The organism is Pseudomonas alkylphenolica, assembly GCF_004025535.1.
In the GTDB taxonomy this organism is placed as follows: domain Bacteria; phylum Pseudomonadota; class Gammaproteobacteria; order Pseudomonadales; family Pseudomonadaceae; genus Aquipseudomonas; species Aquipseudomonas alkylphenolica_A.
The window spans coordinates 263,431-289,650 of the sequence record NZ_QJRG01000044.1; the positions used below are offsets into that span (position 1 = coordinate 263,431).

The following is a 26,220-nucleotide window of genomic DNA, read 5'->3' on the forward strand; positions in this document are numbered from 1 at the left end:
CGCGATGAACTGCGGTGAAGTCCATCGCGGATAAATCCGCTCCTACAGCGTGTGTGCATGGCGAATAAAAAGCCCACCGCAAGGGTGGGCTCTGGTCACTCAACGGCTACTCAGCTTTTTGGCGACTCAACCGCCGCCTGCTGCTGGGCCTGACCAGTCTGTTCGTACCAGCCGCCACCGAGGGCTTTGTACAGGTTGACCTCACTCACCAGCTGCGACAGCCGGTCGGTGATCAGCGACTGCTGGCTGTTGAACAGCTGACGCTGGGCATCCAGGAACGTCAGGTTGCTGTCGACACCGATGCGGTAGCGACGCTCGGCCAGGCGGTAGTAGTCCTGGTTGGCAGACACCAGATCACGCTGGGCTTGCAACTGCTCGTTGAAGGTCTTGCGCGCCGCGAGGCCATCGGAGACTTCCTGGAAGGCGGTCTGGATGGTTTTCTCGTACTTGGCGACGTTGATGTCCTTCTGGATCTTCGAGTAGTCGAGGCTGGCGCGCAGCGCTCCGGCGTTGAAGATCGGCAGGTTGATCTGCGGCTGGAACAACCAGGTACCGGAACCGCCGTTGAACAGCCCGCTCATGTCCGGGCTGATGGTGCCGGCGTTGGCGGTCAGGCTGATGCTCGGGAAGAACGCAGCCCGGGCGGCGCCGATGTTGGCGTTGGCAGCTTTGAGCAGGTGCTCGGCTTCCTGGATGTCCGGACGGCGATGCAGCACGTCGGACGGCAGGCCTGCCGGTACCTCGGCGAGCAGGTCGCTGTCGAGGTCCTTGGCCGCCGGCAGGTTGGCCGGAATGCCGGTGCCGAGCAGCACAGCCAGGCTGTTCTGGTCCTGGGCAACCAGGCGCTGGTACTGGGCCAACTTGACCCGCGCACCTTCTACCGATGTGCGCGCCTGGCTCAGGTCCAGGGCCGAAGCCACTCCCACTTCATTGCTGCGCAAGGTCAATGCGTAGCTCTGCTCGTAGGTCTTGAGGGTGTCTTCGGTGAGCTTGAGCAGGTCCTGATCGGCCTGCCAGGTGAAGTAGGCGTTGGCCACGCTGGCCACCAGGGCGATCTGGGTCGAGCGCCGCGCTTCTTCACTGGACAGGTAGATTTCCAGTTGCTGCTCGGTGAGGCTGCGCACACGACCGAACAGGTCGAGTTCGTAGGCACTCACGCCAAGGGTGGCCGAGTAGGTGCTGGTGATACCCGCTTCACCGGACTGCGACATGTCCGCCGGCAAACGCTGACGATTGCCGCTACCGGTGGCGCTGACCGCCGGGAACAGATCGGCCCGCTGGATGCGGTACTGCGCCCGGTAGGCATCGATGTTCAGCGCCGCGACCTTCAGGTCGCGGTTGTTGACCAGCGAGGTCTGGATCAGTTGCTGCAGCGCCGGGTCATGGAAAAACTGACGCCAGCCTTGTTCGGCAGCGGCCACTTGCGCCGACTCGGTCGGCGAGTAGGCAGGGCCTTGCGGCCACTGCGCGGCCACCGGCGATTCCGGGGTCTGGTAGTCAGGGATCAGCGAGCAACCGCCCAACATGAAAGCGGTGATCGCCAGGGACAACAGGGACTTACTCATTGCCCAGCCTCATTGCGTGGAGTGGCAGGGGTGGCGTCTTCTTCTTCGGCTTTTTTGCCGGTGAACATCGACGACACGGTAACGAAGAACAGGGGTACCCAGAAAATCGCCAGTACGGTGGCAGTCAACATCCCGCCGATTACCCCGGTACCGATGGCGTGCTGGCTGCCCGAGCCTGCACCGGTAGAGGTAGCCAACGGTACCACGCCGAGGATGAACGCCAGCGAGGTCATGATGATCGGCCGCAAGCGCATCCGGCAGGCTTCGATGGCCGCATCGACCAGGCTGCGGCCCTGCTCGTGCAGTTCCTTGGCGAATTCAACGATCAGGATCGCGTTCTTCGCCGCCAAGCCGATGGTGGTCAACAGACCGACCTGGAAGTACACGTCGTTGGACAGGCCGCGCAGGCTGGTGGCCAACAGCGCACCGATGATCCCGAGCGGCACCACGAGCATGACCGCGATCGGAATCGACCAGCTTTCATACAGCGCCGCCAGGCACAGGAACACCATCAATAGCGACAGCGCGTACAGGGCAGGGGCCTGGGAGCCCGACAGGCGCTCCTCGTACGACAGACCGGTCCAGGAGTAACCGATACCCTTGGGCAGTTGCGCCGCGATACGTTCAACCTCGAGCATGGCCTCACCGGTACTGTAGCCAGGGGCTGGCGCACCGAGGATCTCCATGGCTTCCACACCGTTGTAACGCGCAAGCTTCGGTGCACCGTAGATCCACTCGCCTTTGGCGAAGGAGGAGAACGGCACCATCTCGCCAGCGGCGTTGCGCACGTACCACTTCTGCAGGTCTTCAGGGCTCATGCGCGAAGCGGACTCACCCTGGATGTAGACCTTCTTCACCCGACCGCGGTCGATGAAGTCGTTGACGTAGCTGGCACCCAGGGCAATCGACAGGGTGTTGTTGATGTCGGCAATGGTCACGCCCAAGGCACTGGCGCGCTCGTCGTCGACGGTCAGCTGGTATTGCGGTTCATCGTTCAGGCCGTTCGGACGCACCGCCGAGAGGATCTTGCTCTGCGCGGCCATACCAAGGAACTGGTTGCGCGCTTCCATCAGCTTGTCGTGACCGACACCGGAACGGTCTTGCAGGAACACGTCGAAACCGGTGGCGTTACCCAGCTCCAGTACCGCAGGCGGGGCGAAGGCGAACACCATCGCGTCACGGAAGGTGAAGAAGTGCTGCTGGGCGCGGGCGGCCAGGTTGAACACGTTGTTCTCGGCAGAACGCTCTTCCCATGGCTTGAGCATGATGAAGGCCATACCCGAGCTCTGGCCGCGACCGGCGAAGTTGAAGCCGTTAACGGTGAACACCGAAGCGACGGTGTCGGCTTCCTTGTCCAGCAGGTAGCTGCGCATCTCGTCGATCACCACCTGGGTCCGCTCGGCACTGGAGCCGGCCGGTGTCTGTACCTGGGCAAACAGTACGCCCTGGTCTTCTTCCGGGAGGAACGCGGTAGGGATGCGGGTGAACAGCCAGATCATGCCGACCACGATCAACAGGTAGGCCAGCAGGTACGGCGCCTTGTGCCGCAACATGTTGCCCACACCGCGCTCGTAGCTCTGTACGCTGCGATCGAAGTTACGGTTGAACCAGCCGAAGAAACCGCGTTTGGGAACGTGATGTTCACCCTTTGGAATTGCCTTGAGCATGGTTGCGCACAGGGCCGGGGTGAAGATCAGCGCGACCAGTACCGACAGTGCCATGGCCGAAACGATGGTGATCGAGAACTGCTTGTAGATCACCCCGGTCGAGCCGCTGAAGAATGCCATTGGCAGCAGTACTGCCGAGAGCACCATGGCGATACCCACCAGTGCGCCCTGGATCTGGCCCATGGACTTCTTGGTGGCTTCCTTGGGTGACAGGCCTTCTTCGGCCATTACCCGCTCGACGTTCTCCACCACGACGATGGCATCGTCCACCAATAGACCGATGGCCAGTACCATGCCGAACATGGTCAGGGTGTTGATGCTGAAGCCGGCGGCGGCGAGGATGCCGAAGGTACCGAGCAATACCACCGGTACCGTCATCGTGGTGATGATGGTTGCGCGGAAGTTTTGCAGGAACAGGTACATCACCAGGAACACCAGCACGATCGCTTCGATCAGGGTGTGGATTACCCCGCTGATCGATTCGGTCACCACTGGCGTGGTGTCATACGGGAACACCGCCTTCATGCCTTCCGGGAAGAACGGCTCGAGGTCGCTGATGGTCTTGCGCAGTGCCTTGGCAGTGTCCAGGGCGTTGGCACCGGTCGCCAGCTTGACCGCCAGACCCGAAGCCGGCTTGCCGTTGAACTGCGCGCTGACGGCATAGTTTTCACCGCCCAGGCTGACCTTGGCGACATCGCTCAGGCGTACCTGCGAGCCATCGCGGTTGACCTTGAGCAGGATCTTCTCGAACTGCTCGGCGGTCTGCAGGCGGGTCTTGCCGATGATCGTGGCGTTCAGCTGCGTGCCAGGCAGGGCCGGCAGGCCGCCGAGCTGGCCAGAGGAAATCTGCACGTTCTGTGCGGCCACGGCAGTGCGCACGTCGACGGGGGTCAGCTGGTACTTGTTGAGCTTGGCCGGGTCGAGCCAGATACGCATCGCATACTGGGCACCGAACACCTGGAAGTCACCGACACCGGCTGTCCGCGAGATCGGGTCCTGCATGTTGGAGACGATGTAGTTGGCCAGGTCGTCCTTGGTCATGCTGCCGTCTTCAGACACCAGGCCGATTACCAGCAGGAAGTTCTTCACCGCCTTGGTAACGCGAATACCCTGTTGCTGTACTTCTTGCGGCAGCAACGGGGTCGCCAGGTTCAGCTTGTTCTGGACCTGGACCTGTGCGGTATCGGGGTTGGTGCCCTGCTCGAAGGTCGCGGTAATGGTCATGGTGCCGTCGGAGTTACTTTCCGACGAGACATAACGCAGGTTATCGATACCGTTGAGCTGTTGCTCGATCACCTGAACCACAGTGTCCTGTACGGTCTGCGCCGAGGCGCCCGGATAGGTTACGGCGATGGCGATGGCCGGTGGCGCAATGCTCGGGTACTGGTTGATTGGCAACTTGAGGATCGACAACGCGCCGACCAACATGATCACCAAGGCGATCACCCAGGCAAAAATCGGGCGATCGATAAAAAATCTCGACATGGTTTACTCCCCTTTGGCCCCTGCATTCGTTGCATTGGCCTGGGTGGTCTGGGCAGGCTTGACGTTGGTGGCTTCGCTGACCTTCACCTCGACACCCGGTTTGACGTACTGCAGGCCTTCGGTGATCACGCGGTCACCGGCGTTGAGGCCTTCCTGGATCAGCCACTCGCTGCCAACGGTCCGGCTGGCCTTGAGCTGGCGCAGCTCGACCTTGTTTTCCTGGTTGACGATCAGTGCAGTCGGCTGACCCTTGAGGTCGCGGGTCACGCCTTGCTGCGGCACCAGGATGGCCTGGTCGTTGACGCCGGCCTTCAGGCGCGCGTGGACGAACATGCCCGGCAGCAGGTTGTGTTCGGGGTTGGGGAACACAGCGCGCAGGGTCACCGAACCTGTGGTCGGGTCAACCGACACTTCGGAGAATTCCAGGCGACCTTCCTGGCGGTAGGTGCTGCCGTCTTCCAGGGTCAGGGTGACCTTGGCGGCGTTGTCACCGACCTTCTGCAGCTGGCCGCTTTCCAGTTCACGGCGCAGCTTGAGCAGCTCGGCCGAAGACTGGGTGACGTCGACGTAGATCGGGTCCAGTTGCTGGATGACGGCCATGGCGTCGGCCTGGCCATTGTTGACCAGGGCGCCTTCGGTGACCGCGGAACGACCGATACGGCCGCTCAGCGGGGCCAGCACCTTGGTGTAGCGCAGGTCGATCTGGGCGCTGCGCAGCGCGGCTTCAGCCTGCAAACGTTTGGCTTGCGCGTCGTCGTATTCCTGACGGCTTACAGCCTGTTCGGCAACCAGCTGCTTGTAGCGTTCGGATAGCGAACGGGTCGATTGCAGGTTGGCCTGGGCGCTGGCCAGGGTCGCCTCGTACACCGACGGGTCGATCTGGTACAGCTGCTGGCCTTCCTTGACCTCGGTACCTTCCTTGAACAGACGCTTGAGAATGATGCCGTTGACCTGTGGGCGAACTTCAGCAATGCGGTAGGCCGTGGTCCGCCCCGGCAGGTCGGAGGTGAGGGTATAGGCTTGAGTTTTCAGGGTTACGACGCCGACCTGAGGCGCTTGCGCAACGGGCGCAGCCTCTTCCTTTTTACAGCCACTGAGCAGTGTTGCCAGGGCGACGGCGGATACCAGAGCGGTAACAGCTGGCTTGAATTGCATGAAGATCCTCGGGTCGCAAGAGCTGAAGACGCTCAAGAATAGTGGAAAGGGTGTTTAAGAAAAAATTCTGTCGAGTGGATAAATAGCTTGCTAAGGAATATACTTACATTCATGGTTGTTTGTAAATACCTTGCTGACGATGCCTCAGGCCGCTGCAAGCCTTGAATTTCATATGCCGGCCACAATCTTCAAAAGGTTGGCCCGGCCCAGCTCCCGGATGGCCACAGGCACGTCTGGGCCTTGATGAGGTTGTACTGCCATGGTCCGTAGAACCAAAGAGGAAGCCCAGGAAACCCGCGCCCAGATTCTTGAGGCAGCAGAAAAGGCCTTCTACAAGCGCGGGGTGGCGCGAACCACGCTCGCCGATATCGCCAAACTGGCCGGGGTTACCCGTGGCGCTATCTATTGGCATTTCAACGACAAGGCCGAGCTGGTCGAGGCGATGCTCGACAGCCTGCATGAGCCGCTGGACGCGCTGGCCCGGGCCAGCGAAAGCGAAGACGAGCTGGATCCGCTCGGCTGCATGCGCAAGCTGCTGGTCCAGTTGATGCACCAGTTGGTGCTTGACCCGAAAACCCGCCGTATCAATGAAATTCTGCATCACAAGTGCGAGTTCACCGATGATATGTGCGAAATTCGCCAGCAACGGCAAACCTCCACTGATGAATGTCATGCCCATATCGCGTTGTCGCTGGGCAATGCAATCAAGCGCGGGCAATTGCCCGCTGATGTGAATCCGGAACGTGCAGCGCTGGCGATGTATGCCTACATCGACGGTCTGATCCGACGCTGGCTGCTCTTGCCGGAAAGCTTCGACCTGCTCGGCGATGCAGAGCAATGGGTCGATACCGGGCTGGATATGCTGCGCTTGAGTCCCGCTTTGCGCAAATAGGACTTTGTGAAGGTTTGTGATGGAATTTGTCCGCCGTCCTACCCGTGGCCGCGCAATTGCGTGTCAGGCAACGCCAGCGCGGCCGTCAGTCCGAACAGGGACACCATAGCACTGCCCAGTAATAAATGGCGGAAGGTTGTCAGCAACTGCAGCTGCATCTGCTCATCAGGCATGCCCGCCTTGAGGCTGCCGAGCAAGGCATCGCCGGCCAGGCTCAGGCCCGTGCTCTGCAGCATCGCCAGCAGCAACGCTGACATGCAGGCCACGCCCATGGCACCGCCCAGCGAACGGAACAGGTTGCTGGTGCTGGTGGCCACGCCGATATCCCGTGCCTGTACCGCACTCTGGGCCGCCACCAGCGACGTCGGGAACTGCAGGCCCGAGGCAATCCCGGTCAACACCATGAACAGGCCACTGAGCCAGGCCGCTTGCGGCGCGGTGAAGGCCATGCCGGCGATGGCAAACGGCATTAATAGCGCGCCGCCAAGAATCTGTGGCTTGAAACGTCCGGTGAAGCTGGTCAGGCGACCGCCGCAATAGGCGCCGATCGGCAAACCGATGGCCAGCGGCAAAATATGCAAGGCGGCGCTGTCGGCACCCGCGCCGGTAATGCTCTGGTAGCGCAGGGGCATCAGCATGGTCAGGGAGATGGCCTGGAAGCTGGTAAAGAACAGCGTGCACCAGCACAGCGTGGCAACCCGGTTGGAGAACAGCTTGAGAGGCAGCAAGGGTTCGGCGACCTGACGCTCATGGCGCACAAACACCCATAGCCCGACCAGCGCGCACAGCACCAGCGCACCGACCTCTGGTGCATGCCAGGCATGGCCCTGGCCGACCAGGGTAATGCTCAGCATCAGGCTGCCCAGGCCGAAGATCAGCAGCGCCGCGCCCAGGTAATCCACCTGAGCCTGGCGTTGTGGGACCACCAGGGTGTGCAGTGCGCGGCGGGTTACCCACCAGGCTGTCAAACCCAGGGGCAGGTTCAGCCAGAACACCCAGCGCCAGGACAGGTACTCGGTGAGGTAGCCGCCCAACACCGGGCCGAGCACACTGGCCAGGGCGTACATGCTGCTGAAGTAGCCCTGGTAGCGACCGCGTTCGCGCGGTGGCACGAAGTCGCCGATGATCGCCTGACTGACCGACACCATGCCGCCGGCGCCGATACCCTGCAGCACCCGGGCGAGGATCAATTGCTCCATGTTCTGTGCCACGGCGCAGAACAGCGAGGCGAGGGTGAACAGCGCGGTGCCGGTGAGGATCATCCGCCGGCGGCCATACAGGTCGCCCAGTTTGCCGTAGATCGGCACGGCCACGGTCATGGCCACCATGTAGCCGGAGATCACCCAGGCCAGCAGGCCGACGTCATTGAACTGCGCGGAAATCGCCGGCATCGACACGGCGACGATCGTCTGGTCGAGGGCACCCAGGAAAATAGCCAGCATCAGCGCCATCAGCACGCTACGCAGCACCGGTTGAGGTGTGTTGAGTTGGGTCACAGGCCAGCTCGAAAAGGCAGGTTTGTCGCGCAGCGATGCGCTGCACGAGCAGGTGCCGACCAGTGTACTAGATAGCTTGCTAAGCGTCTGCTGCGATCAACACGGCGTGTTCATCGAACGCTGACATTGGCCTATTTGAGGGCGCTGAGGGTTGCCGTGTGCGGTACGCAATGGGCCAGGCTGCAACTGGCTGCCGAATACGGCTGATGGCGAGCCTGTTCGACCCGGTAAGCAGCAGTGCCATAAAGCCCGAGCACTGCGGCAATGGCGCAGACCACCGCGCATCTTCTGGATTTGAGGCCCATGATGCTCACCTCTTTCAACCAGCACATACGTGCTACTTAAAGCATAGGTCAGCATTGCCCCGAGTGCCGCGGTTATTGCAGGTCACGGTCCCATTGCGGCTCGGCGGTGAAACGTTCGGCGAGAAAGTCGAGCATGCTGCGCAGCGTGGCCGGCATGTGTTTGCGCGAGGTGTAGACGGCGTTGAGGTTGAGCTCCCGGGGCTTGGCCTGCGGCAACAAGCGGATCAGTTCACCGCTGCGCAAGGCGGCCGCTGCCTGGTAGGTCGGCAGCATGGCGATACCACTGCCGGCCAGTGCTGCACGTTGCAAGGTCATGGCTTCATTGGCGCTGATGTTGCCTTGCACCGGCACCGAAACGCTTTCGCCGTTCACCTCGAAGTGCCACAGGTGGCGGCCAAAGTAGGAGTGGGTCAGACAGTTGTGCCGGGCCAGGTCCTCCACCTGCAAGGGGGTGGAATGCTCGCGCAGGTAGGCGGGGGCGGCACAGACTACCGAGCGGCAGACACTCAGGCGGCGGGCAATCAGGTTGGGGTCCAGTTCGTTGCTGGTGCGGATGGCCAGGTCAATGCGCTCATCCACCAGGTTCACGGTGCGATCGAGCATTTGCAGGTCGATGGTCACCCCCGGATAGCGTTTGACGTACGCGGCGACAGCATCCACCAGCTGCGCCTGGCCAAACGAGGTGCTGACGCTGATGCGCAGTTCGCCACGAGGCGCCTCGTCGGGGGCGCGCACAGCGGCTTGCAGGTCGCCAGCCAGTTCCAGCATTTGCCGACAGCGTGACAGGGTTTCCTGGCCGGCGGCGGTCAGGCTCAGGCGCCGCGTGGTGCGCTGCATCAAGCGCGCGCCGACCCAGTCTTCGAGCTCGGCCAGGTAACGCGAAACCACCGGGCGAGAAAGGTCCAGATGGTCGGCGGCAGCAGATTGGCTGCCCAGGTCGACCACAGAGACGAACACCCGCATTGCAGTCAGACGGTCCATGATTTGCCCGATTTCAGAAACAAACTAGTCCTGATAATCGCATTTTTTGCGACGGATCGCGCAACTAAGCTGGTGCCCATGCTTCCACTTTCAGGAATTTCCTTGATGCGTCGTTCGTTCTCCTTGCGCGGTTTGTTGCTGGCATTGGTTACTCTGGGGGCGCTGGCCCAGGTTCAAGCGGCTGAGCAGCCGTTGCACTTGACTGTCTATAACCCGGGGAGCGAGGCGTTGTTCCCGGTGAGCTCAGTGATTGTCAGCGGCAGGCACGATGCCATTCTGGTTGATGCCCAGTTCGGCAAGGCGCAGGCCGAGCAGGTGCTGGCGAATCTGCGCGCCAGCGGCAAACACTTGACCACCATCTATATCAGTCACGGGGATCCGGATTATTACTTCGGCCTGCAGACCCTGACCGAGGCTTACCCCGAGGCCAAGGTTGTCGCCTCGGCGGCTACGGTTGCTCATATCAAACAGTCCATGGATGCCAAACTGGCGTACTGGGGGCCACAGATGGGCGCAGACAAACCGGCCAGACTGGTCGTTCCGCAGGTATTGCCGGGCAACCGGCTGACCCTGGAAGGCCAGCACCTTGAGGTGATCGGCCTGGATGGCTCGCAGCCGGAGCGCAGCTTTGTGTGGATTCCTTCAATCAAGGCCGTGGTCGGCGGCGTGGTGGTGGCGAACCACCTGCATGTGTGGATGGCCGACACGCAAACCGCGCGATCGCATCGTGACTGGCTAGCGACCCTCGAGCGTATCGAACAGCTCAAGCCGCAAACAGTGGTACCCGGTCATTACCTGAGCCAGCCGGGCGAAGGCCTTGAGGCTGTGCGTTTTACCGCCAGTTACATCAAAGCCTTCGATGTCGAAACCGCCCGGGCCAGCAATGCCGATGCGTTGGTTGCAGCGATGAAAAAACGTTTCCCGGACCTGGGCGAACAGAGCTCCCTGGAACTCAGTGCCAAGGTCGCTACGGGCGAAATGAAGTGGTAAGAACTCGTTAATCCTGACAGGAGCGTATCCATGAGCAAGATCGCAATCATCGGAGCTACCGGACGTGCCGGCAGCCAGTTACTGGAAGAAGCGCTGCGCCGTGGTCACCGCGTTACGGCCATTGCCCGCAACCCGGCCAAACTGCAGGGGCGTGAAGGCGTGACGACGGTGGCGCTGGATGTCACTGACGCGGCTGCACTGGAGCAGGCCCTGGTGGGGCACGACGTGGTGCTCAGCGCCGCGCATTTTTCCGGCATCAAGCCGCAGGCGATTATCGAGCCGGTGAAGAAAGCCGGGGTGAAACGCCTGCTGGTTGTCGGAGGGGCGGGTAGCCTGTTGCTGCCGTCGGGGCACAAGGTCATCGACAGCCCTGATTTTCCTGAGGCCTACAAGGCCGAGGCCACTGCCGGTGGGCACTACCTCGACACCTTGCGTCAGGAAAAGGAACTGGACTGGACCTTTCTGTCTCCCTCGGCGGAGTTTGTCGAAGGGGCGCGCACCGGCCACTATCAGACGGGCAAGGATCACCTGCTGATCGGTGCCGACGGCAAAAGCTGGATCACCTTTGCCGACTACGCCATCGCCATGCTCGATGAAGTGGAAAAGCCTGCGCACTCGCGTCAGCGCTTCACTGTCGGTTACTGATCGCGCCGGCCCTGCGCCTGCACGCCCAACCAGTCGAACAGTTCGAGCAGGGTCGGGGCGTTCGACCCCTGAGGGCGGACCAGGTAATAGGCCTGACCCGTCCTGACCTTCAAAGGAAAGGGCGTCACAAGACGCCCGCTCTTGAGGTCGTCGCCGATCAGCGACCAATCGCCAATGGCGACGCCGGTTCCCTGAGAGGCCATCGACATCGCCATGTCCAGGGTTTCGAAATGCTGGCCTTTGCTGTGACGTGGCAGGTTGGCGCCTGCAGCGTTGAGCCAGACGTTCCAGTCATGGTGATCGCGGGTAGGATGCAGCAGCATGTGCTGGTCGAGGTCGGCCAGTTGCGTGATGGGCAGCTCACCGGACAACAGGTGCGGAGCACACACCGGCGTCAGTTGTTCATCGAACAGTTTGAGGGTGTGTAATCCGTGATTCGGCGCCGCACCATATACCACCGCGGCATCGAACACCTCGCGGCGAAAGTCCACACCGTGTTGCACTGTAGTGGTCAGCTCGACCGGTACGTCCGGGCGCAGTGCCTGCCACTCCATCAAGCGTGGTAGCAGCCAGCGCATCACACAGGTCGGCGCCTTGAGCTGCAGCGTGGTACTGCGCGCGCCGACATGTTGCACACCTTCCTCGATCAAGGCGAACACCTGCTGTACCCGCGGGAGCCAGTCCTGGCCTTCACGGGTCAGGCTCAGGCCTCGGGCCTGGCGCAGGAACAGGGCGTACCCCAGGTGCTCCTCGAGCCCGGCAATCTGCCGGCTGACCGCACCCTGGGTGATGTGCAACTGTTGTGCAGCCCGGGTGAAGTTGCAGCACTGGGCCGTGACCAGAAATGTATGCAGGGCGGGCAAGGGGGGCAGGCGTTTCATCATCGTCAAGCCATGATCTGTAGACATGGCTAGTATGCGCTTTTTTGCATTGTGCCGTTAGCGTGGCGGCAGTCCAATAGAGCCTGTTTTCAGCACAACAACAGGCAGGCGAACATGGCAACTTGCGGCGAAGTACTGGTCAAACTCCTTGAAGGCTATGGCGTTGACCATGTCTTCGGAATTCCCGGCGTGCACACCGTCGAGCTTTACCGCGGGTTGGCACAATCATCTATCCGGCACATTACCCCGCGTCATGAGCAAGGCGCAGGCTTCATGGCTGACGGCTACTCGCGTACCCGTGGCAAACCCGGCGTCTGCTTCATCATCACCGGCCCCGGGATGACCAACATCACCACCGCGATGGGGCAGGCCTATGCCGATTCCATCCCGATGCTGGTGATCTCCAGCGTTCAGTCGCGCAACCAGTTGGGCGGCGGTCGCGGCAAGCTGCATGAGCTGCCGGCACAGGGCAACCTGGTCGCCGGTGTGGCGGCGTTTTCCCACACCCTGATGAGTGCCGACGACCTGCCGATGGTGCTGGCCCGCGCCTTTGCCGTGTTCGATGGTGCCCGTCCACGTCCGGTGCACATCGAGATTCCCCTGGATGTGCTGGTCGAAGACGCCGATCACTTGCTCAATAGCACGCCGGTGCGCATTGCCCGCGCCGGCGCGGCGCCGGCCCCGGTGGCGCAGATGGCAGCCCTGCTGGCCAGCGCCCGTCGACCGCTGATTCTTGCCGGTGGCGGTGCCATCGACGCCAGTGCAGCGCTGACGCGCCTGGCTGAATACCTGCAGGCGCCGGTGGCACTGACCATCAATGCCAAAGGCGTGCTGCCATCGAGTCATCCCTTGCAGATCGGCTCCACCCAGTCGCTGGTGGCGACTCGCGCCCTGGTGGCCGAAGCGGACGTGGTGCTGGCCATCGGAACCGAGCTTGCCGAAACCGACTACGACGTGACCTTCAAGGGTGGCTTCGAAATCCCTGGCCGCCTGCTGCGCATCGACATCGACCCGGACCAGACCGTACGCAACTACCCACCGGAAATCGCTCTGGTGGCCGACGCGACGGTCGCGACGCAGGCGCTGTTGGTGGCGCTGGCCGAGCAACCTGCACCGGTACGCGGCACTGAGTGGGGCGCCAGTCGTGCGGCACGCCTGCGCGAAACGCTGCTGGCCGATTGGGACCTGCCGATGCACAGCCAGACGCGCATGCTCAAGACCCTGCTCGACACGTTGCCGAATGCCATTCTGGTGGGTGACTCGACTCAACCGGTGTATACCGGCAACCTGACCCTGGACATGGATCAGCCGCGCCGCTGGTTCAACGCCTCCACCGGTTACGGCACCCTCGGTTACGCCTTGCCGGCGGCCATGGGCGCCTGGCTCGGCAGTGCCGAGGCCATTGAAGAGCGGGCACCGGTGATCTGCTTGATCGGCGACGGCGGCCTGCAGTTCACCTTGCCGGAACTGGCCAGCGCGACCGAAGCCCAGGTGCCGTTGATTGTTATGTTGTGGAACAACCAAGGCTACGAGGAAATCAAGAAATACATGGTCAACCGCGCCATCGAGCCGGTGGGCGTCGACATCCACACCCCGGACTTCATCGGCGTGGCCAAGGCGCTGGGCTGTGCTGCCCAGGCAGTCTGCGATGTCGACGGGTTGCGCCAGGCACTGCGTCAGGCCTGCGATCGCAAGGGGCCGAGCCTGATCGAGATCGACCAGAACCAGTGGCAGCAGGCAGTACCGGCCTAAGCGGCCTTGCGCACTGCTTTACAGTGCGCTGCGCAACCGGGCCAGATCCCGTGCGGGCGGCGCACCGTAAAGCCGGCTGTATTCACGGCTGAATTGCGAAGGGCTTTCGTAACCCACCCGGTAGCCGGCCACGGCTGCCTCCAGGCCATCGTTGAGCATCAGCCGCCGCGCTTCCTGCAGGCGCAATTGCTTCTGGTACTGCAGCGGGCTCATCGAGGTCACTGCCTTGAAGCGATGGTGCAGGGTGGAGCTGCTCAGGTTCACTTCGCGGGCCAGATCCTCGATGCGCAGCGGGCGATGAAAGTGCTGATTGAGCCAGGTGATCGCCTGGCAGACGCGATGGGTCTGGCTGCTCGACATGGCAATTTCATACAGGCGGTAGCCCTGCGGCCCGCGTAGCAAGCGGTACATGATTTCCCTGCGGATCAACGGCGCCAGGACGGCGATGTCCTTGGGCGTATCCAGCAAGCGGATCAAGCGCAACAAGGCGTCGAGCAGCAATGGATCGGTACGTTCGACATACAGTCCACGCCCCGATGGCAGCGCAGGAACTCCCATCGGACCGGCTTCGGCAAGCAGGCTGTTGATCTGCGCCGGGTCGATGTTGAGGCGCACGCCGAGGCTCGGGTTCTCCGGGCTGGCTTCGAGCAGCACGCCACTGAGCGGCAGCGCCACCGACAACACCATGTAGTGCAACGGGTCGTAGGCGTAGCGTTCATCGCCCAGACTGATTTCCTTGCTGCCATGGGCCATGATGCACAACGCTGGTTGTGCCAGGGTAGGCACCGACCGCACGCTTTCTTCGTAACGCACCAGGTACAGGTTCGCGATGGCCGATTCTGCCGTCGTGGTTCCCGGTGCATGGCGACGCACCAGGTCGGCCAGCTCCTGACGTTGCTGTTCCAGGGTCGGGTCGAGAACCTGGCGTTCAGGGTCGAGCGTAGACATCACGATTACTTCCAGAAAGGGACTGAAGCAGCATAGGTTTGTGCAAGCTACGGCGCTAGCCAAATGCTGTCGAGCGCTTGCCTGATCCTGCCGCACGCAGGATCAGGCAAGCGTGTGACAGGAATGGCCTAACGGCACGCGCGGGGTGTCGCCTAACCTTGGCAGCCTGGTACTACGATCTGGCTGCTCTAGGAGAAATGCGCATGACCTCGTCCCACTCGGTCACTCACCTTGCTTTTATCCGGGCCAGTAGCGGTCGCTCCGTGGAACTGGGCCAACGCTTGCGCCAGTTGCTCGAACCGTCGCGGCAAGCGCCGGGCTGCCTGCAGTTCAACTTGCAGCAGTCCCAGGCTGACGCGGACCTGTGGTTGCTCAGTGGTTTCTGGTGCGATCAGCAGGCGATGAGCGGTTACTTTGCCTCACCCACGCTGGACCTGTTCGGCGAGCTGGTTCAGGCCCAGGTGGTCGCCAGTCTCGATCTGCATACGTTCGGCGAGCCCACGGCGAGTTAGAATGACGGTTTTCGACAACCGATGTGGATTTACAGCACATGGCACGTAAAGAGTTTTCGCAGTTTGAAGCGGTATCGGCAGCGGTACGCGGTGAAGAGGGCTACAACGCGGCAATCGCGGTGAAAGGCCTGGGTGCCACCGGCGCGCCGCGTTTTCACAAAGTACTTGAAGGGCAGACCTTCAAGACTGCCCTGGCCGCCGACGAAGCGGCCTGCGCTGAACTGGAACGCTTGCAGGGCGTCAGTGACGACGCCGAGCTGGTCTGGTAACTCAGCCGTTGACCTGCGGGCGGGCCATTTTGAACAGATTGCCCAGCTCGAAGTAGTCCGCAGGGCCACCTCCGCGCAGAATCGGTTGCGCGGCTGCGGTGTCATAGATGCCGTCTTTGAGCAGGTGCTCGGCGATGTGCACCGCCACCACTTCACCCAGAATCAACCAGCTCGGTACCAGCACCTGGTCGGCGCGCTGCAGCTGGATAATCTGGGTCACCTTGCATTCGAACGACACCGGGCTTTCCTGCACCCGAGGCACTGCGATGACCCTGGACGCTACCGGCGTCAGGCCGCTCAGCGCGAACTCGTCGACGTCTGCCGGCACGGCTGCGCAGCTCTGGTTCATGACGTTGGCCAGGGGCAGGGTGGCCAGGTTCCAGGCGAATTCGCCGGTTTTCTCGATATTGTTCAGGCTGTCTTTACGCCCGACGCTGGAGAAACCGATGATCGGTGGAATGTAATTGAAGGCGTTGAAGAAACTGTAAGGCGCGAGGTTCAAACGACCTTCGTCATCCTGGGAGGAAATCCAGCCAATGGGGCGTGGGCCGACGATTGCGTTGAAGGGATCGTGGGGCAGGCCGTGGCCTTTGCTGGGTTCGTAGTAGTACATCTGCCTTGAAGCCTTACCGATGAGTAAGTGCCTAGTGTGCCAAGGCTTTGCCCGGCTGAAAACGATTAAGCCCGGCCGAGGCCGGGCTGTGTGCGTCGCATCAGCGCTTAGCTGATGCGGTGGGCCTGGGTGCGATCGAAGCCGTCTTCGGCGAATTTGGCGCCGCCAGTACGATCGAAGCCGTCTTCGGCGAATTTGGCGCCGCCAGTACGATCGAAGCCGTCTTCGGCGAATTTGGCGCCGCCAGTACGATCGAAGCCGTCTTCGGCGAATTTGGCGCCACCAGTGCGATCGAAGCCGTCTTCGGCGAATTTGGCGCCACCGGTGCGATCAAAACCGTCTTCTGCAAAAGTTGCCGACTGAGTCTGGATGGCGCTGAAGCTGTGGGCGTTGGTGCGATCGAAGCCGTCTTCAGCAAAAGCGTTGGCAGCCAGTACCGAGAAGGCGAGGGTCAGGATCAGTTTGGTTTTCATGGTCGTTGCTCCGAGGTGGTGTGGGGTTGTTTCTTTCTATGGGTTTAATGCTACGCCGATTAATTTGATTAAAAAGCGCAAAAAATAGCGTATATAAATCGATTAATTAGATGTGTTTGGCGGCGAGAATTACTGCTTCACGGAACACACCGTTGATTCAGGTAAGTGGTTTGTCAGTAGCCAAAGACTAAGCCGCGAGGATTAATGAGGTGTTAAGCGAATAATTCTCAAGGCCAACGCTTTTTTCATTAGTCCACTACCGTTTTTTCATCGGCCGCTCAGCAGTCTGTGCCGCACCTGACTATGGAGCTGCACTGCATGAACAAACTTCCCCAGATCACACTGGCCTTCTGGGTCATGAAAATCTGTGCAACCACCCTGGGCGAGACGGCGGGCGACCTGCTCTCGATGACATTGAACGTGGGCTATGCCCTGAGTTCGGTGATGCTGATCAGCGTGTTTCTGGTCACTCTGGTGACCCAGTTGTTGTCGAGGACCTATCACCCGGTGCTCTATTGGCTGGTGATCCTTTCGACCAGTACGGCGGGCACCACCATGTCCGATTTCATGGACCGTACCCTCGGCCTGGGTTACGCCACCGGCTCGGCGATTCTGATTGGCATCCTGATGTTGACATTTGCCTTGTGGCGCCTGAGCGGCAACCCGCTGGACGTGAATCGCATCACCTCGCGCAAGGGGGAGTTGTTCTACTGGGTCGCCATCCTGTTCTCCAACACCCTGGGCACGGCATTGGGCGACTACCTGGCGGATGACTCCGGGCTGGGCTTTGCCGGCGGTGCGCTGTTGATCGGATCGGCCATCGCGCTGGTGGTGGTGGCGCGCTACTGGACGCGGATATCGACCGTTGTACTGTTCTGGATTGCGTTCGTGCTGACCCGGCCCTTTGGCGCGACCCTGGGCGACTTCCTGACCAAACCGCATGAGAAGGGTGGCCTGGACTTTGGCACCGTGGGCTCGTCCGCAGTGCTCGGCGCCGTGCTGCTGGTGCTGATCGGCATGGCCTACTACTACAACAACCGCAATCAGCGCCAGACGGTCTCTGAACTGTCCTGATTCTCCGGCATGAAAAAAGGGGCCTCCAGTGCTGGAGGCCCCTTTTTTATCAACCCCGCAGAGTCGATCAGTCGGTGGTAATGCGCGAATGCTTGCGGGTGTCTTTCATGAACACATACACCAGCAACGAGCAGGCAATACAGGCGGTCACGTACCAGTAGTAGCCGGTTTCCATGCCGATGCTCTTGAACCACAGGGCCACGTATTCAGCAGTACCGCCGAAGATCGACACGGTCAGTGCATACGGCAGGCCGACGCCCAGAGCACGGATTTCGGTGGGGAACAGTTCGGCTTTGACCACGGCGTTGATCGAGGTGTAGCCGCTGACGATGATCAGCGCCGCCATGATCAGGAAGAACGCGCCCCACCAGGTCTGGATGGTGTGCAGGGTGGTCAGGATCGGCACGGTGCAGATGGTGCCCAGTACACCGAAGGCGATCAGGATCGGGCGCCGGCCGATTTTGTCGGAAAGGCTGCCGATCACCGGTTGCAGGCACATGAACAGGAACAGCGTCGCCGCCGAAATGGTCGTCGAGTCGCTGATGCTCATGCCGACCGTGTTCACCAGGTACTTCTGCATGTAGGTGGTGTAGGTGTAGAAGGCCAGGGTGCCGCCCATGGTCAGGCCGACCACGGTTGCCAGTTCCTTGGGATGGCGCATCAGGGTGCGCATCAGGCTTTCCTTGGACTTTTCCTTTTTGGTGAACGACGCGGTTTCTTCCATGCCACGGCGCAGGTACAGGGCCACGACCGCACACAGGGCGCCGATCACGAACGGTACACGCCAGCCCCACGCGTACAGCTGCTCGGTAGTCAGGGTTTGCTGAAGGATGATCAGCACCGCCAGGGCGATGAGCTGGCCAGAGATCAGGGTCACGTACTGGAAGCTGGAGAAGAAGCCGCGACGTTCCTTGGTGGCCATTTCGCTGAGGTAGGTGGCCGAGGTGCCGTATTCGCCACCGACGGACAGGCCCTGCATCAAACGGGCGATCACCAGCAGGATGGGGGCGGCAACACCGATGGTCTCGTAGCCTGGCGTCAGGGCGATGACCAGCGAGCCTGCGCACATCAGTAGAACCGACGCCATCAATGCGGCCTTGCGGCCTTTGCGGTCGGCATACAGGCCCATCAGCCAGCCACCGATCGGGCGCATCAGAAAGCCCACTGCGAAGATTGCGGCGGTGTTCAGCAGTTGTGCGGTAGTGTCGCCGGCAGGGAAGAATGCTTTGGCGAAGTACAGGGAGAATGCGGCGTAAACGTACCAGTCGTACCATTCGACCATGTTGCCGATCGAACCGCTGAAAATCGACTTGAGCCGGCTTCGGGTGGTTTTGTCCGCGGCGGGCGCAATGGCCGCCCCGGCGGGCAGGGTGCTGGAGTTATCCATCGAAGGGACCTTCATAGTTGTTTTTGTGGAGCGCGCCGAAACGCAGCCTGCGAGGGCTATAGCAGGAGCTGTGCCAGGTGCTGAGGGCCCGGATTACAAGGGGTTCGTCCGGTTGATGAGCGGAAACCCGCTCATGCTGCGGTGAGTGATCGGCAAGATTCCGCTTATTGCAGGAAGTCTTCGCGCAGCAATCCGTGGCGCTGCATCTTCTCGTTGAGGGTGCGGCGCGGCAGTTGCAGTTCTTCCATCACCGCCTTGATTTCGCCTTTGTGACGGCTCAGAGCTGCACGCAGGCAGTGAGCTTCAAAGGCTTCCTGCTGGGCGGCCAGCGACTGTCCGGACTCGACCGAGGCAACGGCCGGTTCGCCGAGGCCCAAGGCATGGCGTTCGGCCGCGTTGGCCAGTTCGCGGACGTTGCCCGGCCAGTCGTGGCTGAGCAGGTGACCCAGCTGTGCGCCACTGAGTTGCGGTGCAGTACGCCCCACGCGCTCGGCGGCCTGGCGGGCAAAATGGGCAAACAGCAAGGGGATGTCTTCACGCCGTTCGCGCAATGGCGACAGGCGCAGTTCGGCGACGTTCAGGCGGTAGGCGAGGTCTTCACGAAAGCGTCCGGCGCGGGCTTCTTCCAGCAGGTCGGGCTTGGTCGCAGCGATGATGCGCAAATCGACGCGGATACTCTGGTTGGCTCCCAGGCGCTCCAGCTTCTGCTCCTGCAACACCCGCAGCAGCTTGGCCTGCTGGGCCAGGGGCATGCTCTCGATCTCATCGAGAAACACTGTGCCGCCGTTGGCGTATTCCAGTTTGCCGATGCGTTTGCCCTGGGCGCCGGTAAAGGCCCCGCTTTCATGGCCAAACAGCTCGGCCTCGAACAAGGCTTCGGGTATCGCCGCGCAATTGAGCGCAACGAAGGGTTTGTCGGCCCGTGGACCGAAGTCGTGCAGGCAGCGGGCGACCTGCTCCTTGCCGCTGCCGGTTTCGCCACGGATCAGGACATTGACCGGCAGGTCGGCCAGGTCCAGTACCTGCTTGCGCAGTTGCTGCATGCCTTGCGACATGCCCAGCAGGGTCTGGTCCAGGCGCGCCTTGAGGTCGGCCTGCTCATGCAGGCGCCGGTTCTCCAGCACCAGTCGGCGTTTCTCCAGCGCACGGCGCAGGCTGCCCAGCAGGCTCTCCGGGCTGAAGGGTTTCTCGAGAAAATCATAGGCGCCGTTGCGCATGGCATCGACGGCCATGGGTACATCGCCGTGCCCGGTCAGCAGAATCACCGGCAGGTCGGCATCGCGGGCCTGCAGCTGCTCGAGTAACTGCAGGCCGTCCATGCCCGGCATGCGCACATCGCTGAGGATTACCCCGGGGAAGTGCTCGGGCAATTGCTCCAGGCAGTCGCTGGCGCGGCTGAACAGTTGCACGTTGAAGCCGGACAGGCTCAGCCATTGTTCCACCGCCGTGCGGATGCTGGCTTCGTCGTCGACGACCATTACCGAGTTCAACATTAGGGCTCCGGGTCTCTGGGCAGGGTGAAGGCGAAGCAGGCGCCTCCGGGTTGGTTCTCGACGGTCAGGCGCCCACCGGCTTCATGAATGATGCCATAGGAAATTGCCAGTCCAAGCCCCAGGCCTTCGCCGACGGGCTTGGTGGTGAAGAAGGGGTCGAAGACATTGCCCAGGTGCTCGACAGGGATGCCACCACCGCTGTCGAACACACTGAGGCGCCAGTGATCCGCTGCCAGTTCTATACGAATTTCCAGGCGCTTGTAGCTTTTGCCGGCCATCGCATCGAGGGCATTGCGCAGCAGGTTGATGAGTACCTGTTCGAGGCGGATGGCATCACCGCGCACCCAAGCCGGGCGGGCCAGGTACAGGGCAACTTCTACCTGCTCGGCGCGGATGCGTGTATCGAGCAGTTGCAAGGCCTGGTCAACCACCGTGGCCAGGTCCAGGCGTTCGCGCAGGCCGCTGGGGCTGTTGCGGGCAAAGGTTTTCAGGTGGCCGGTGAGGGCCGCCATGCGTGTCAGCATCTGCTCCAGCGGTTCCAGTGCCTGACGCGCTTCGTCATAGCGCTGGTTGTCGAGCAGCAGGCGCAAGGTTGCCAGTTGCATGCGCTGGGTCGTCAACGGCTGATTGATTTCATGAGCGAGGGCGGCAGACATCTGCCCCAGGGCTGCCAGCTTGGCCGATTGCACCAGACCTTCCTGCGCGGTGCGCAGGTCGCGGGTGCGCTCTTCGACCAGCTGCTTGAGCTCTTCACGGCTGCGCTGGCGCAAGCGGGCCAGGCGCAGGCGCTGGCTGATGAACAACAGGGCAAACACCAGGCTCAGCCATACCGCCGCAGCGGCGAGGGCTGCATTGCGCCCGGCGTTGCTGACCTGCGGTTTTCGCAGCAGGTGCAGGGTCCAGCCTTCGGCTTCCAGTGGCAAGCTTTCCCACAGGTACTCGGTGCTGCCTTCCGGGCCCTGTACACGGGTCAGGTGGCTGTTGTCACCGAAGCGGTTGAGGACCTGGTGCTGCAGTGGCACCAGCGGTTGCTTGTCGTACTGGCGGGTGACTGCCAGTTCGGCCCGGTCTTCGCGGCTCAGGGGCTTGAGCTCGCGGTAACGCCAGCCGTCCTGGTTGGCGATGAAGATGATCCCGCGGGCATCGCTGACCAGCAGGATATCGCTGCCCTGACGCCATTCGCGCTCAAGTTCCGGGAACTCCAGCTTGACCACCATGGCCCCGAGAAAGCGCTGGTTCTCACCCTGTACCGCGCTGGAGAGAAAGTAACCGGGCACACCGCTGGTCACGCCCACGGCATAAAAGCGCCCGGTGCCCTGGCTCTGGGTCTGCTTGAAGTAGGGGCGAAAGGCGTAGTTGGAGCCCACATAGGTGCTGGGCAGGCGCCAGTTGCTGGCCGCCACGGCGAGGCCGGTGCTGTCCAGCAGCTCCAGGGTCGAGGAGTTGGCGGTGCTGTTGATGCGTTCGAGCTTGTGATTCAGGGCGTCCTGCACCGGCTTGTCGACCGGGCTGCTCAGGGCCTTGATCAGTTCCGGGTCCAGAGCCAGCACGGCTGGCAGGGCGCGGTAGCGGTCGATCAGGGTATGCAGCGAATTGGCGTACAGGCCCAGCTGCTGGCTGGCGCGGCCGGCGTCTTCAATCATCGCCTGACGTTTGGCGTGGTGCATGGCCCAGCCGGCAGTGAACAACATGCCGGCCAGTATGAAGAAAACAAACAGTCCCAGACGCAGGGCTCGGAAGGAAAGCGGCATGGTGCAGATCCCGGCAGATCGGGAAGGCCTCCTGGCCTTCCCTGGGTGCTTGGCGAGGTTTACAGCAGTTCGAAGCGCTGTTGCTGCACGGCCTGGGAGTCCAGCCCGACCTGGACATTGAACTCACCCGGTTCCGCCGCCCATTGCAGCTGGTTATTGTAGAACTTGAGGTCGTCTTCACTGAGGGTGAAGGTCAGGGTGCGCTCCTCACCGGCCTTGAGCATGACTTTCTGGAAGTTCTTCAGCTCTTTCACCGGGCGGCTCATCGACGCGGCAACATCCTGCACATACAGCTGCACCACGGTTTCACCGTCACGCGATCCGGTGTTTTTCACGTGGATGCTGGCTTCCAGCGTCTGGCCTTTTTTCAGGGTCTTGCTCGACAGGGTCAGCGCCGAGAGGCTGAAGTCGCTGTAGCTCAGGCCATAACCGAAGGGGTACAGCGGGCCGTTTGGCTCCTCGAAGTACTGCGAGGTGTAGTTGCCAGGCTTGCCCGGGGTAAACGGCCGACCGATGCTCAGGTGGTTGTAGTACATCGGAATCTGCCCGACCGAGCGCGGGAAGGTGATGGCCAGCTTGCCCGACGGGTTGTAATCGCCGAACAGCACATCGGCAATCGCGTTGCCCCCTTCAGTACCGCTGAACCAGGTTTCGAGGATGGCATCGGCCTGTTCCCGCTCCCAGGCCAGCGACAGCGGCCGGCCGTTCATCAGTACCAGCACCAGCGGCTTGCCGGTGGCCTTCAGGGCCTTGATCAGCTCGCGCTGGGCGGCAGGGATTTCCAGGGTGGTGCGGCTCGACGATTCGTGGGACATGCCACGCGATTCACCCACCACCGCAACCACGACATCCGACTGCCTGGCGGCCTTGACCGCTTCGTCGATCAATACCGCGGCCGGACGCGGATCGTCGATGATTTCCGGGGCATCGAAGTTGAGGAAGTTCAGGTAATCGAGAATGGCCTTGTCGTGGGTGACGTTGGAGCCTTTGGCGTAGATCACCTTGGCCTTGTCACCGAGCACCTGGCGCATGCCTTCGCGCACGGTGATTGATTGATGCGGACGGCCAGCGGCGGCCCAGCTGCCCATCATGTCGATCGGGGCATCGGCCAACGGCCCGACCAGGGCAATCGTGCCGGCTTTTTTCAGCGGCAGGGTCTGCTCGCGGTTCTCCAGCAGCACCATGCTGCGGCGTGCCACGTCGCGGGCTTCGGCACGGTGCAGGCGGTTGTCGGCGTAGGTGTCGGCAGGGTCTTCGCTGGCCTTGCCGATGCGCCGGTACGGGTCGGCGAACAGGCCCATGTCGTATTTGGCGCCGAGCACTTCACGCACGGCGTTGTCGATGTCGGCCTGGTTGATTTCACCTGCCTTGAGCAAGCTGGCCAGTTCTTCGCCGTACAGCGAGTCGTTCATGCTCAGGTCGATGCCGGCCTTGATCGCCAGTTTTGCCGCTTCGCGGCCATCGCGGGCGACGCCGTGGCGAACCAGCTCGGTGATCGCACCGTGGTCGCTGACGGTCACGCCCTTGAAGCCCCAGTCCTTGCGCAGCAGGTCTTGCATCAGCCAGGTGTTGGAGGTGGCCGGCACGCCATTGATCGAATTCAACGCGACCATCACGCCACCGGCGCCTGCATCAATAGCGGCGCGGTAGGGCGGCAGGTAGTCGTTGAACATCTTGCTCGGGCTCATGTCGACGGTGTTGTAGTCGCGCCCGCCTTCCACTGCGCCATACAGGGCGAAGTGCTTGACCGCGGCCATGAGGCTGGTGGCTTCTGCCGGGCTCTTGCCTTGGAACGACTCGACCATGACCCTGGAGATGCGCGACACCAGGTAAGTGTCTTCGCCAAAACCTTCGCTGGTACGGCCCCAGCGTGGATCACGGGCGATGTCGACCATCGGTGCGAAGGTCATGTCGATGCCGTCGGCAGAGGCTTCAAGTGCCGAAACCCGGCCGACCTTGGCGATTGCGTCCATGTCCCAGCTTGAGGCCAGGGCCAGGCTGATCGGGAAAATGGTGCGGTGACCGTGGATCACGTCGTAGGCGAAGAACATCGGAATCTTCAGGCGACTGCGGCCCGCAGCGTCCTGCATCGGCCGGTTCTCGGCGCGGGTGATCGAGTTGAACGTGCCACCGATGCGCCCTGCGGCGATTTCCTTGCGGATCATCTCGCGGGGCATTTCCGGGCCGATACTGATCAGGCGCAACTGGCCGATCTTCTCATCCAGGGTCATCTGCCCCATGAGGTCGGCGATAAAGGCCTGCTTGTTCTGCAGCGGTGCGGATGAGGTGTCGGCAAAGGCCGATTGACTGGCCAGGCTAACGAGGAGGCCCAGCAAACACAGCTTGTTCATTAAGTGAGTTCTCAAGGCTTACGGCAGTATTCACGGTGATACTGCCCAGCCGAAGTTGGGGAAGCGGCTATTGTTGTAGTTTGCTGGGGCATCTTCTAGCCGATTGGGCCGTCACGATCCAGCGGCGGTGTCGGATTATGCCTCAAGTGCAGCGGTTAACGCAGATCTAGGAGAAGAGCAACTATGCAGGTAATCCACTACAAGGGCGCAAAGCTGTGGCTGATATTGATGCTCGGCAGCCTGCTGGCCGGTTGCGGGATCAACAACATTCCCAACTACGATGAACAGGTAAAAGCAGCCTGGGCCCAGGTGCAGAACCAGTACCAGCGCCGTGCCGACCTGATTCCCAACCTGGTCGAAACGGTCAAAGGCTATGCCAAGCAAGAACAGGAAACCTTGACCGCAGTCATCGAAGCGCGTGCCAAGGCAACGTCGATCCAGGTCGATGCCAGCACCCTGGACGATCCGCAGAAACTCCAGCAGTTCCAGCAAGCGCAAGCGCAACTCACCGGTGCGCTCAGCCGCCTGATGGTGGTATCGGAGCGCTACCCGGACCTGAAATCGAACCAGAACTTCCTGGCGTTGCAGTCCCAGCTTGAGGGCACGGAAAACCGTATTGCCGTGGCTCGCAAGGATTTCATTGCCGCCGTTCAGCGCTACAACACCGAGATTCGTACGTTCCCCGGCCGCCTCTGGCACATGGTGATGTACAGCAACCTGCCGATTCGGGAGAACTTCGAGGCCACCGCCACCGATGCCGACAAAGCCCCTGAAGTGAAATTCTGATGCGCCGGCTGGTATGGGGGCTGATGCTGGCGTTGCTGATGGTCGCACCGCTACGCGCAGAGGTTACCTTCCCGGCCCTGACCGGCCGGGTAGTGGATGATGCCGGGTTGCTCGACAGCAATAGCCGCGGCCAGCTCGAACGCATGCTCACGGCACATGAACAGGCCACCGGCGAGCAGGTTGTGGTGGTCACCCTGAATGACCTGCAAGGGCTGGAAATCGAGGATTTCGGCTACCAGCTCGGTCGACAGTGGGGGATCGGCCAGAAGGGCAAGGACAACGGCGCGCTGTTGATCATCGCCCCCAAGCAACGCCGGTTGCGCATCGAAGTGGGCTATGGCCTTGAAGAGCGCCTGACCGATGCGCAGTCGTCGGTGATCATCAACAGCATCATTACTCCGGCGTTTCGCCGTGGCGAGTTCAGCCAGGGCATCGTCCAGGGCACCGCAGCCATCCTCCAGGTGCTGGGTGGCAATCCGCTGGCCGAGCCATCGCGCGCCCAAGGTGGCGGTGGGCAAGCGCAGGCACCGGGCTGGTCTATCGGACTGTTCATTCTGCTGGTCATCGTCGTCTTTGCCTTGCAGGGCATGGGCCTGGGTGGCGGCGGCCGTGGTGGCCGCGGCGGCATGGGCGGTGGTTTCGGTGGCGGCTACGGCGGTGGTTTTGGCGGTGGCGGAGGCGGCGGATTCAGTGGCGGCGGTGGCGGCTTCGGCGGCGGCGGTTCCTCTGGTGGCTGGTAAACAACACTC

The 26,220-nt window shown here is 61.9% G+C and carries 23 protein-coding genes; 9 read left to right on the top strand and 14 right to left on the bottom strand.

Going from position 1 to position 26,220, the window contains the following annotated elements; all coding sequences use genetic code 11:
- Nucleotides 1-110 precede the first annotated feature (110 nt).
- Genes DM813_RS13990 through DM813_RS14000 form a run of 3 tightly spaced genes read right to left on the bottom strand, consistent with a single transcriptional unit; the run spans nt 111 to nt 5,872 of the window.
- Nucleotides 111-1,565 (bottom strand): AdeC/AdeK/OprM family multidrug efflux complex outer membrane factor, encoded by a 1,455-nt coding sequence (locus DM813_RS13990; RefSeq protein WP_128323986.1) that lies wholly within the window; start codon nt 1,563-1,565, stop codon nt 111-113.
- Nucleotides 1,562-4,717 carry an efflux RND transporter permease subunit gene (locus tag DM813_RS13995; RefSeq protein WP_128323987.1) on the bottom strand — a complete coding sequence of 1,052 codons (3,156 nt, stop codon included), beginning with the start codon at nt 4,715-4,717 and terminating at the stop codon, nt 1,562-1,564. The genes DM813_RS13990 and DM813_RS13995 overlap by 4 nt, the downstream gene beginning before the upstream one ends.
- A gap of 3 nt (nt 4,718-4,720) precedes the next feature.
- Nucleotides 4,721-5,872 (bottom strand): efflux RND transporter periplasmic adaptor subunit, encoded by a 1,152-nt coding sequence (locus DM813_RS14000; protein ID WP_128323988.1) that lies wholly within the window; start codon nt 5,870-5,872, stop codon nt 4,721-4,723.
- Between the two features lie 259 nt (nt 5,873-6,131).
- Between DM813_RS14000 and DM813_RS14005 the strand changes: the two genes are divergently transcribed.
- Entirely contained in the window at nt 6,132-6,764 is a 633-nt protein-coding gene (locus tag DM813_RS14005; RefSeq protein ID WP_128323989.1) for a TetR family transcriptional regulator, read from the top strand.
- Between the two features lie 38 nt (nt 6,765-6,802).
- Here DM813_RS14005 and DM813_RS14010 read toward each other — a convergent pair whose 3' ends face one another.
- From DM813_RS14010 to DM813_RS14015, 3 genes are all read right to left on the bottom strand, one after another.
- Nucleotides 6,803-8,215 carry an MDR family MFS transporter gene (locus DM813_RS14010; RefSeq protein ID WP_277750109.1) on the bottom strand — a complete coding sequence of 471 codons (1,413 nt, stop codon included), beginning with the start codon at nt 8,213-8,215 and terminating at the stop codon, nt 6,803-6,805.
- A 176-nt stretch (nt 8,216-8,391) separates the two neighbouring features.
- A complete protein-coding gene (locus DM813_RS28450; protein ID WP_164897249.1) occupies nt 8,392-8,565 on the bottom strand; it encodes a hypothetical protein in 174 nt (57 codons plus the stop codon).
- Nucleotides 8,566-8,637: 72 nt separating this feature from the next.
- Complete coding sequence (locus DM813_RS14015; RefSeq protein WP_128323990.1) at nt 8,638-9,546, bottom strand: LysR family transcriptional regulator; 909 nt, start codon at nt 9,544-9,546, stop codon at nt 8,638-8,640.
- A 105-nt stretch (nt 9,547-9,651) separates the two neighbouring features.
- Here DM813_RS14015 and DM813_RS14020 point away from each other — a divergent pair, with 105 nt between their 5' ends.
- Together DM813_RS14020 and DM813_RS14025 are read left to right on the top strand one after the other, a co-directional pair.
- A complete protein-coding gene (locus DM813_RS14020; protein ID WP_128323991.1) occupies nt 9,652-10,536 on the top strand; it encodes an MBL fold metallo-hydrolase in 885 nt (294 codons plus the stop codon).
- 30 nt (nt 10,537-10,566) lie between these two features.
- Entirely contained in the window at nt 10,567-11,181 is a 615-nt protein-coding gene (locus tag DM813_RS14025; protein WP_128323992.1) for an NAD(P)-dependent oxidoreductase, read from the top strand.
- Here DM813_RS14025 and DM813_RS14030 read toward each other — a convergent pair.
- Nucleotides 11,175-12,062, bottom strand: a complete 888-nt coding sequence (locus tag DM813_RS14030) for a LysR substrate-binding domain-containing protein (RefSeq protein WP_128323993.1) — start codon at nt 12,060-12,062, stop codon at nt 11,175-11,177. The genes DM813_RS14025 and DM813_RS14030 overlap by 7 nt on opposite strands.
- Nucleotides 12,063-12,176: 114 nt before the next feature.
- Here DM813_RS14030 and DM813_RS14035 point away from each other — a divergent pair, with 114 nt between their 5' ends.
- Nucleotides 12,177-13,814, top strand: a complete 1,638-nt coding sequence (locus DM813_RS14035; RefSeq protein ID WP_128323994.1) for a 5-guanidino-2-oxopentanoate decarboxylase — start codon at nt 12,177-12,179, stop codon at nt 13,812-13,814.
- A gap of 18 nt (nt 13,815-13,832) precedes the next feature.
- Here DM813_RS14035 and DM813_RS14040 read toward each other — a convergent pair whose 3' ends face one another.
- A complete protein-coding gene (locus tag DM813_RS14040) occupies nt 13,833-14,762 on the bottom strand; it encodes an AraC family transcriptional regulator (RefSeq protein ID WP_128323995.1) in 930 nt (309 codons plus the stop codon).
- Between the two features lie 203 nt (nt 14,763-14,965).
- On the opposite strand from DM813_RS14040, the gene DM813_RS14045 reads away from it, so the two are divergent.
- Nucleotides 14,966-15,274, top strand: coding sequence for an antibiotic biosynthesis monooxygenase family protein (locus DM813_RS14045; RefSeq protein ID WP_128323996.1), 309 nt, complete (start codon nt 14,966-14,968; stop codon nt 15,272-15,274).
- A 38-nt stretch (nt 15,275-15,312) separates the two neighbouring features.
- Nucleotides 15,313-15,543 carry a hypothetical protein gene (locus DM813_RS14050; protein ID WP_128323997.1) on the top strand — a complete coding sequence of 77 codons (231 nt, stop codon included), beginning with the start codon at nt 15,313-15,315 and terminating at the stop codon, nt 15,541-15,543.
- Nucleotide 15,544: 1 nt separating this feature from the next.
- On the opposite strand, the gene DM813_RS14055 is transcribed toward DM813_RS14050, so the two are convergent.
- The gene (locus DM813_RS14055) at nt 15,545-16,156 is read right to left on the bottom strand and encodes a flavin reductase family protein (protein WP_128323998.1); all 612 of its coding nucleotides are present in this window, start codon (nt 16,154-16,156) and stop codon (nt 15,545-15,547) included.
- Between the two features lie 107 nt (nt 16,157-16,263).
- Entirely contained in the window at nt 16,264-16,629 is a 366-nt protein-coding gene (locus DM813_RS14060) for a heme utilization protein (RefSeq protein WP_128323999.1), read from the bottom strand.
- A gap of 318 nt (nt 16,630-16,947) precedes the next feature.
- On the opposite strand from DM813_RS14060, the gene DM813_RS14065 reads away from it, so the two are divergent.
- Entirely contained in the window at nt 16,948-17,703 is a 756-nt protein-coding gene (locus tag DM813_RS14065) for a COG4705 family protein (RefSeq protein ID WP_128324000.1), read from the top strand.
- Nucleotides 17,704-17,770: 67 nt separating this feature from the next.
- Here the strand turns inward: DM813_RS14065 and DM813_RS14070 are convergent, their stop codons facing one another.
- The 4 genes from DM813_RS14070 to bglX form a co-directional block, all read right to left on the bottom strand.
- A complete protein-coding gene (locus DM813_RS14070) occupies nt 17,771-19,090 on the bottom strand; it encodes an MFS transporter (RefSeq protein ID WP_128324001.1) in 1,320 nt (439 codons plus the stop codon).
- A gap of 164 nt (nt 19,091-19,254) precedes the next feature.
- On the bottom strand, nt 19,255-20,583 hold the full coding sequence (locus tag DM813_RS14075; protein ID WP_128324002.1) for a sigma-54-dependent transcriptional regulator: 1,329 nt from the start codon (nt 20,581-20,583) through the stop codon (nt 19,255-19,257).
- Nucleotides 20,583-22,334, bottom strand: a complete 1,752-nt coding sequence (locus tag DM813_RS14080; protein WP_128324003.1) for an ATP-binding protein — start codon at nt 22,332-22,334, stop codon at nt 20,583-20,585. The genes DM813_RS14075 and DM813_RS14080 overlap by 1 nt, the downstream gene beginning before the upstream one ends.
- Nucleotides 22,335-22,393: 59 nt before the next feature.
- Entirely contained in the window at nt 22,394-24,685 is a 2,292-nt protein-coding gene (gene bglX / locus DM813_RS14085) for a beta-glucosidase BglX (protein WP_128324004.1), read from the bottom strand.
- A 183-nt stretch (nt 24,686-24,868) separates the two neighbouring features.
- Here bglX and DM813_RS14090 point away from each other — a divergent pair, with 183 nt between their 5' ends.
- Nucleotides 24,869-25,471 (top strand): LemA family protein, encoded by a 603-nt coding sequence (locus DM813_RS14090; protein WP_128324005.1) that lies wholly within the window; start codon nt 24,869-24,871, stop codon nt 25,469-25,471.
- Complete coding sequence (locus DM813_RS14095) at nt 25,471-26,211, top strand: TPM domain-containing protein (protein ID WP_128324006.1); 741 nt, start codon at nt 25,471-25,473, stop codon at nt 26,209-26,211. The genes DM813_RS14090 and DM813_RS14095 overlap by 1 nt, the downstream gene beginning before the upstream one ends.
- Nucleotides 26,212-26,220 lie beyond the last annotated feature (9 nt).

What these genes read in the sequence shown, in the direction of transcription:
- DM813_RS13990 (WP_128323986.1), bottom strand. Translation starts at nt 1,565, where the DNA reads ATGAGTAAGTCCCTGTTGTCCCTGGCGATCACCGCTTTCATGTTGGGC.
- DM813_RS13995 (WP_128323987.1), bottom strand. Translation starts at nt 4,717, where the DNA reads ATGTCGAGATTTTTTATCGATCGCCCGATTTTTGCCTGGGTGATCGCC.
- DM813_RS14000 (WP_128323988.1), bottom strand. Translation starts at nt 5,872, where the DNA reads ATGCAATTCAAGCCAGCTGTTACCGCTCTGGTATCCGCCGTCGCCCTG.
- DM813_RS14005 (WP_128323989.1), top strand. Translation starts at nt 6,132, where the DNA reads ATGGTCCGTAGAACCAAAGAGGAAGCCCAGGAAACCCGCGCCCAGATT.
- DM813_RS14010 (WP_277750109.1), bottom strand. Translation starts at nt 8,215, where the DNA reads ATGGCGCTGATGCTGGCTATTTTCCTGGGTGCCCTCGACCAGACGATC.
- DM813_RS28450 (WP_164897249.1), bottom strand. Translation starts at nt 8,565, where the DNA reads ATGGGCCTCAAATCCAGAAGATGCGCGGTGGTCTGCGCCATTGCCGCA.
- DM813_RS14015 (WP_128323990.1), bottom strand. Translation starts at nt 9,546, where the DNA reads ATGGACCGTCTGACTGCAATGCGGGTGTTCGTCTCTGTGGTCGACCTG.
- DM813_RS14020 (WP_128323991.1), top strand. Translation starts at nt 9,652, where the DNA reads ATGCGTCGTTCGTTCTCCTTGCGCGGTTTGTTGCTGGCATTGGTTACT.
- DM813_RS14025 (WP_128323992.1), top strand. Translation starts at nt 10,567, where the DNA reads ATGAGCAAGATCGCAATCATCGGAGCTACCGGACGTGCCGGCAGCCAG.
- DM813_RS14030 (WP_128323993.1), bottom strand. Translation starts at nt 12,062, where the DNA reads ATGAAACGCCTGCCCCCCTTGCCCGCCCTGCATACATTTCTGGTCACG.
- DM813_RS14035 (WP_128323994.1), top strand. Translation starts at nt 12,177, where the DNA reads ATGGCAACTTGCGGCGAAGTACTGGTCAAACTCCTTGAAGGCTATGGC.
- DM813_RS14040 (WP_128323995.1), bottom strand. Translation starts at nt 14,762, where the DNA reads ATGTCTACGCTCGACCCTGAACGCCAGGTTCTCGACCCGACCCTGGAA.
- DM813_RS14045 (WP_128323996.1), top strand. Translation starts at nt 14,966, where the DNA reads ATGACCTCGTCCCACTCGGTCACTCACCTTGCTTTTATCCGGGCCAGT.
- DM813_RS14050 (WP_128323997.1), top strand. Translation starts at nt 15,313, where the DNA reads ATGGCACGTAAAGAGTTTTCGCAGTTTGAAGCGGTATCGGCAGCGGTA.
- DM813_RS14055 (WP_128323998.1), bottom strand. Translation starts at nt 16,156, where the DNA reads ATGTACTACTACGAACCCAGCAAAGGCCACGGCCTGCCCCACGATCCC.
- DM813_RS14060 (WP_128323999.1), bottom strand. Translation starts at nt 16,629, where the DNA reads ATGAAAACCAAACTGATCCTGACCCTCGCCTTCTCGGTACTGGCTGCC.
- DM813_RS14065 (WP_128324000.1), top strand. Translation starts at nt 16,948, where the DNA reads ATGAACAAACTTCCCCAGATCACACTGGCCTTCTGGGTCATGAAAATC.
- DM813_RS14070 (WP_128324001.1), bottom strand. Translation starts at nt 19,090, where the DNA reads ATGGATAACTCCAGCACCCTGCCCGCCGGGGCGGCCATTGCGCCCGCC.
- DM813_RS14075 (WP_128324002.1), bottom strand. Translation starts at nt 20,583, where the DNA reads ATGTTGAACTCGGTAATGGTCGTCGACGACGAAGCCAGCATCCGCACG.
- DM813_RS14080 (WP_128324003.1), bottom strand. Translation starts at nt 22,334, where the DNA reads ATGCCGCTTTCCTTCCGAGCCCTGCGTCTGGGACTGTTTGTTTTCTTC.
- bglX (WP_128324004.1), bottom strand. Translation starts at nt 24,685, where the DNA reads ATGAACAAGCTGTGTTTGCTGGGCCTCCTCGTTAGCCTGGCCAGTCAA.
- DM813_RS14090 (WP_128324005.1), top strand. Translation starts at nt 24,869, where the DNA reads ATGCAGGTAATCCACTACAAGGGCGCAAAGCTGTGGCTGATATTGATG.
- DM813_RS14095 (WP_128324006.1), top strand. Translation starts at nt 25,471, where the DNA reads ATGCGCCGGCTGGTATGGGGGCTGATGCTGGCGTTGCTGATGGTCGCA.